Origin of the sequence: Microbacterium sp., from assembly GCF_052099035.1 — a bacterium.
Classification (GTDB): Bacteria; Actinomycetota; Actinomycetes; order Actinomycetales; family Microbacteriaceae; genus Microbacterium.
The window spans coordinates 1-3,624 of record NZ_JBQDSX010000136.1 but is presented as its reverse complement, the minus strand read 5'-3'; the positions used below and the strand labels follow the sequence as shown (position 1 = coordinate 3,624).

General features: G+C 68.6%; 5 protein-coding genes. All 5 read right to left on the bottom strand.

All coding sequences use genetic code 11. The annotated features are described in order from the left end of the window. Nucleotides 1–268: PfkB family carbohydrate kinase (locus ACTIAO_RS17365; protein WP_441907323.1), on the bottom strand; the 268-nt coding region annotated here is incomplete at its 3' end. After that, nucleotides 265–885 carry a bifunctional 4-hydroxy-2-oxoglutarate aldolase/2-dehydro-3-deoxy-phosphogluconate aldolase gene (locus ACTIAO_RS17360; protein WP_441907322.1) on the bottom strand — a complete coding sequence of 207 codons (621 nt, stop codon included), beginning with the start codon at nt 883–885 and terminating at the stop codon, nt 265–267. The genes ACTIAO_RS17365 and ACTIAO_RS17360, both read right to left, overlap by 4 nt. 25 nt (nt 886–910) lie before the next feature. Continuing rightward, nucleotides 911–2,059: a galactonate dehydratase gene (gene dgoD / locus ACTIAO_RS17355; protein WP_441907321.1), complete on the bottom strand. Its 1,149-nt coding sequence runs from the start codon at nt 2,057–2,059 to the stop codon at nt 911–913. Further along, complete coding sequence (locus ACTIAO_RS17350; protein ID WP_441907320.1) at nt 2,056–2,766, bottom strand: FadR/GntR family transcriptional regulator; 711 nt, start codon at nt 2,764–2,766, stop codon at nt 2,056–2,058. The genes dgoD and ACTIAO_RS17350 overlap by 4 nt, the downstream gene beginning before the upstream one ends. Nucleotides 2,767–2,791: 25 nt before the next feature. Continuing rightward, entirely contained in the window at nt 2,792–3,523 is a 732-nt protein-coding gene (locus ACTIAO_RS17345) for an SDR family NAD(P)-dependent oxidoreductase (protein WP_441871662.1), read from the bottom strand. Nucleotides 3,524–3,624 lie beyond the last annotated feature (101 nt).

The window sequence follows — 3,624 nt, the reverse complement described above, 5'->3', positions numbered from 1 at the left end:
TCAGCATGCCCGTCGCGCGGTCGCCGTCGCGGACGACCCCGCCGCATTCCACGCCCTCGGCAGCGAGGGTGCGCAACACGAGCGCCCCCGATTCGTCGTCACCGACGCGCCCCGCCCACGCGACGCGGTGCCCGAGGCGCGACATCCCCACCGCGACGTTGCTCTCGGCCCCGGCGATCGAGGTGGCGAGGCTTCCGCCCAGCCGCAGCGGCCCGCTGCCGCGCAGCGCGAGCATCGTCTCGCCTGCGGTGACGACATCGACGCTCACCGCTGAACCGCCTTCAGGAATCGGCGGGCACGCTCGCGCAGCGCGTCGAGATCGCCGCCGTTCGCCGCGTCGCCCAGCAACGGGCTCGCGACCCCGACCGCGACCGCACCATCAGCAAGGAACCTCGCGGCCTCGTCAGTTCCTACGCCCCCCACAGGGATGAACGGCGTGCGCGGGAATGGCGCGCGCAGATCCTTCACGTAGCGCGGCCCCATCGACGAGACGGGAAACAGCTTCACGGCATCCGCCCCGGCATCGAGTGCCGTAAGCACCTCGGTCGGAGTAAGCGCACCGCACAGCACGGGCACGCCGCGATCCACGGCCGTCGAGATCGACGGCGCGATGGCGGGGGTCACGATATAGGTCGCGCCGTTGTCGAGGGCGGCATCCACATCGGCGGGAGTGAGAACGGTGCCCGCCCCGAGACGCACACGGTCGCCGAGCGCCGAGGACACCTCCGAGAGGACGGTCAGAGCATCCGCACTGCTGAGCGAGATCTCCATCGAGCGCACGCCTTCGTCGACGAGTGCGATCGCGGTCGCGATCGACGCCTCCACGTCCTTTCCGCGGATGATCGCGAGCAAGCGATCGGCTGCAAGATCTTCGATGAGTGACATACTTCAGTCCTTTCGTCGCGGCTCGTCACCACTCGGCGAACGAACCATCCGAGTGCTGCCAGACGGGGCCGCGCCAAGGTTCGTCGTTGCTGTCCGCGCGCCGCACTGCAGCCTCGTCGACGTCGATTCCGAGGCCCGGCGCGTCCCAGCGCTCGATGTGGCCGCCAACGAACGCCAGCGGTGCGCGATCGAGCACGTAGTCGAGCAGTTCCGCGCTTCCCTTGTTGTAATGGATACCGATCGACTGCTCCTGCAGCAGGAAGTTCGGCGTCGCAAACGCCACCTGCAGGCTCGATGCCAGCGCGATCGGGCCCAGCGGGCAGTGCGGTGCGAGGAGGGCGCCATAGGTCTCCGCGAGCGCCGCGATCCGGCGCACCTCGGAAATACCACCCGCGTGCGAGAGGTCGGGCTGGACGACGGCCACGCCCGCCTGCAGCGGCGCGAGGAACTCGGCGCGACTATACAGTCGCTCCCCCGTCGCAATCGGAACGTCCGAGGTCGACACGATGTCGGGCAGGTGCATGGCCAGTTCCGGCAGCACCGGCTCCTCGATGAACAGCGGGCGCATCGGCGCGACCGCCCCGATCAGCCGGCGCGCGTCGGCGACGCCGACCCGGCCATGGAAGTCGATGCCGATATCGACCGAATCACCCACCGCCTCGCGGACGTCGGATACGCGCTGTACGACCTCCGCGATCCCCGCGGGCGCGGCGAGGCGATCCCATCTGCCTGTCGCGTTCATCTTGATCGCGGTCAGACCCGCCGCAACCTGCTGCTCAGCCGCGTCGGCGACGGCACTCGGCTCGTCTCCACCGATCCATCCGTATACGCGCACCCGGTCGCGCACGTGGCCGCCGAGGAGCTGGTGGACAGGGACGCCGAGCGATTTGCCGAGGATGTCCCAGAGCGCCTGGTCCAGGCCGGCCACGGCGCTCGAGAGCACGGGGCCTCCTCGGTAGAAGCCGCTCTTCGTCAGCACTTGCCAGTGCTGTTCGATACGCCGAGGATCGCGACCGATCAGCAGCTCACTCAGTTCCGCGACCGCTGCACGAACCGTCTCCGCGCGACCCTCGACGACGGGCTCGCCCCAGCCGACGATCCCCTCGTCGGTCTCGACGCGGCAGAACACCCACCGCGGCGGCACGGCAAAAGTTTCAATATGTGTGATCTTCACGCGTCATGCTCCTCGGTCAGTACCTTCTCGACATCGGCGACGCTGTCATCGAGCAGCGCTCGTGCCGCGTCGGCCGCGGCGTCGGCGTCCTGCGCGATGATGGCCTCGACCACGCGCCCATGGCTCGGCACCGGATCCGTCACCTCGTGCCCGTGCACCAGCTCGTCGCGGATCAGCAGCGCCGGCTCGACGAACACGCTCATCTGAGCGAACAGTTCGTTGTGCGTCGCGCTCAGCAGCGCCTGATGAAACCGCAGGTCGGCGGCCGCGGAATCGTGCGCCGACCCGTCTCGAGCGTCCCGCATGTCGACCAGTGCGTGCTCGAGCTCGGCGAGATCCGCGTCGGTGCGGCGCTCAGCCGCAAGGCCCGCGGCTGCGGGTTCGATTGCCCGCCGCACCTCGGCGAGATCGCGCTGGACCCCGACCGCGTCGCCCGACTGGTGTCGCCAACGGATCACGTCGCTGTCGAGGACGTTCCATTCCTCCCGCGGCCGGACGAAAGTGCCCTTCTTCTGGCGCGCATCGAGGAGCCCCTTCGCCATCAGCACCTTGATCGCCTCGCGGAGGGCGGTCAGCGACACGTCGAGGCCGCGGCCGATCACCGGAAGGTCGAGCACGTCGCCGGGAGCCAGAGTGCCGTCGACGATCTGCGCACCCAACACGTCGACGGTGGTGCCGTGGACCCCTCGCCCGATGTACCTGCTCACAGCATGTCCTTTCCTCGTCCGCGGATCATGACGAGTTCTTCGTAATGCTCCAGCCGCCGTCGACGGTCAGCGTCGTTCCCGTGATGAAGGAGGCGTCGTCGCCCAGGAGGAAGGCGATGGCACCCGCCACCTCGTCGGCGTCGCCGAGCCGGCCCATCACGGTCTCCCGCGCACTCGCCTCGATCTCCTCGTCACTCAGTCTGTCCCACTGCGCCGTCCGGATCGGCCCGGGAACCACGCAGTTCACGCGCACCTGTCCCCCGTACTGAACCGCAAGCTGGCGGGTGAGACCGGTGAGTCCCGCCTTCGTCGCCGCGTACGCGGGAACGTCGGGCAGGCCGAACGACGCGTGCACGGAAGACACGATCACGACGCGGCCGTGCCGCTCGCGAATAAGATCCGGAAGACAGGAACGCATCGCGTGGAATGTCCCGGTCAGATTCACATCGAGCTGGCGCTGCCACGACTTTAGCTCCATCCGGTCGATCGGCGTCGGATCCGTCACGAGCGCGTTCGAAACGACTGCGTCGATCGAGCCGAGATCCGTCTGCACCTCCGTGACGACGCGCGTCCAGTCGGCTTCGTGCGAGACGTCTCCGACGTAGCCCCGGCAGGATCCGCCGATCGCCTCGGCGGTCGCGCGCACGCCGTTGTCGATATCGAACAGCGCGACGTTCCAACCGTCTGCGGCCATGCGAGCGGCTGTCGCGGCACCGATTCCTCGCGTCGCACCGGTGATGAGGACCGTTTCGCTCATCGGTCTGCTCCCTTATCGCGTGCCGGGCCGGCGAGGATCCCCGCGTCCCAGGCCGTCATTCCGTCATCCGAACATACGCGCAACGGCTCGCCGCGAAGATC

What these genes read in the sequence shown, in the direction of transcription:
- ACTIAO_RS17360 (WP_441907322.1), bottom strand. Translation starts at nt 885, where the DNA reads ATGTCACTCATCGAAGATCTTGCAGCCGATCGCTTGCTCGCGATCATC.
- ACTIAO_RS17345 (WP_441871662.1), bottom strand. Translation starts at nt 3,523, where the DNA reads ATGAGCGAAACGGTCCTCATCACCGGTGCGACGCGAGGAATCGGTGCC.